The sequence below is a fragment of the Acidiphilium sp. AL genome (genome assembly GCF_025499445.1).
Lineage (GTDB): Bacteria > Pseudomonadota > Alphaproteobacteria > Acetobacterales > Acetobacteraceae > Acidiphilium > Acidiphilium iwatense.
The window spans coordinates 1-1990 of the sequence record NZ_JAIMBZ010000106.1 but is presented as its reverse complement, the minus strand read 5'-3'; the positions used below and the strand labels follow the sequence as shown (position 1 = coordinate 1990).

General features: G+C 58.4%; 2 protein-coding genes. Both read left to right on the top strand.

Annotated features, from left to right (window positions below; all coding sequences use genetic code 11):
- The first annotated feature begins 255 nt into the window (after nucleotides 1–255).
- Nucleotides 256–873 carry a MarR family winged helix-turn-helix transcriptional regulator gene (locus AiwAL_RS20060; RefSeq protein WP_235706286.1) on the top strand — a complete coding sequence of 206 codons (618 nt, stop codon included), beginning with the start codon at nucleotides 256–258 and terminating at the stop codon, nucleotides 871–873.
- A 119-nt stretch (nucleotides 874–992) separates the two neighbouring features.
- Complete coding sequence (locus AiwAL_RS20055; RefSeq protein WP_262313478.1) at nucleotides 993–1913, top strand: IS1595 family transposase; 921 nt, start codon at nucleotides 993–995, stop codon at nucleotides 1911–1913.
- Nucleotides 1914–1990: the final 77 nt, after the last annotated feature.

Genomic DNA, 1990 nt, shown 5'->3' with positions numbered 1-1990 from the left:
TCAGGCTCTCTTGACTATGCTGTATCGCTCGACGGATCGCCGCTGTCGTCGTGGCGCGACCATGAAGAACCTGGACCATAGTGCCTCCTTCCATTTATTGGAAAATATCGCACCATTAAAGTCCGGGATCAAACACCTAATTCACGGACGACTACCTATTCCTCCCAATTGGTTCTCGGTCCAGAGAACACCTGTGGCACGAGAAGGCCCGCAAGCGACCAACTTGGCCGTAGGACATGGACTGGAGTATGGGTCATGACCAACGCGCTGCCACAGTGGTTCCGCGTTCCGCCCATTGAAACACCGCTCCAACACGCATCTGATATATGCAACATGCATCATGAGGCCCACTTGCCACTACCATCTGTCTCGAAACCAGAGCTCATGCCGACCGGCGACGATACGCGCTTCCGGTCTTTCATTCACGACTTTCTGGCATTCAGCGCTCGGGTACAGCAGTGTCGGACCCGGTTCGGCGAACTACTGGGCATCTCTGGGGTTGCTTACACTATCCTGATTACGATAGCACACCTCGAGCATGAAGACGGTCTCGGCGTGGGCGTAGGTGTGAGCCGAGTTGCCGATCATCTACATCTTTCGGGCGCTTTCGTAACAATCGAGGTGTCGAAGCTAGTGAAGAGCAGGTTCGTGCGCAAGCGTGTCAACGTCACCGATCGTCGTCGTGTATTGCTGACTATAACGAACAAGGGCCGAGAACATCTCGACGGCCTTTCATCTATCCTTAGCACGGTGAATGATGCGCTTTTCGAATGCCTGAGCGCGAGCGAGTTCCTCGAACTCTCTTCCATGATGACCCGTCTCGTCCCATGTGGCGACAAAGCGCTTGAACTTCTGGCGTACCTCTCGAAGTGAGGCCACTGGCTGTCGCCACCACCACCATGCCCAGAAAGGGCTTCTTTCTTACCCATGTTGATCAGCCGTTTTTCTTGATGTACAAAACAGGAACATTCAGGCGTGAGCGGAGGGTTTCGATGGCGCGCAATGCGGTGCAGTTGCAGAAGGGGCTGAGCGAGGCCGAATTCGATCGGTTGTACGGCACTGAGGAGCAATGCCGGGCCGTGGTGATCAAGCTGCGCTGGCGGGAGGGGTTTTCCTGCCCGGTCTGCGGCGGGACATCGTACAGCGAGATCAAGACGCGCGACTTGTTCCAATGCAGCACCTGCCGTCGCCAGACCTCGCCGATTGCGGGGACGATTTTTGCTTCGACCAAGCTGCCGCTGCGCACGTGGTTTCGTGCGATGTACCATCTGACGCAGAGCAAACAGGGGATATCCTCGATCGAACTGGGCCGGCGCCTCGGTGTCCGCCAGACCACGGCGTGGATGCTCAAGCACAAGCTCCAGCAGGCGATGATGGAGCGCGACGGGCGCAAACGTCTGAAGGGACGGGTTGAAATCGACGACGCGGTCCTGGGCGGTGAGCGTTCGGGCGGCAAGCGTGGACGCGGCGCACCGGGGAAGACGCCGTTTGTCGCCGCGGTCGAGACCACGGATGACGGCAAACCGGCTCAATTGAAACTACGCCGCGTGGCAGGGTTCACCGGCCAGGCGATTTCGCGATTTGCGATGAACAGCCTCGATCCGTCCTGCACCGTGGTCAGCGATGGGCTTGCCTGTTTTCATCGCGTGACCGATGCCGGATGCCAGCATCAGGCGATCCTGACCGGCAGCGGCCCTGCGGCGGTCCGCAACCCGGTTTTCAAATGGGTCAATACCGCCCTCGGCAATATCAAATCCGCAATCACCGGCACGTACCGGGCGATCAGCACCAAGCACGTGCCGCGATACCTCGCCAAATTCGAGTACCGCTTCAACCGCCGATATGACCTCGCCAGCCTCATGTCTCCCCTCATTTTGAGGCCGCAGGCGCCATTTAGCCGAAGAATCGATTGAGGCCTGTCGGCATTCCGGAAGGAATCCTGGCGGCCCGGTTCCGATTCCGATTGTTGCGCGCCGCCGAAATCTCTTGC

What these genes read in the sequence shown, in the direction of transcription:
- AiwAL_RS20060 (WP_235706286.1), top strand. Translation starts at nt 256, where the DNA reads ATGACCAACGCGCTGCCACAGTGGTTCCGCGTTCCGCCCATTGAAACA.
- AiwAL_RS20055 (WP_262313478.1), top strand. Translation starts at nt 993, where the DNA reads ATGGCGCGCAATGCGGTGCAGTTGCAGAAGGGGCTGAGCGAGGCCGAA.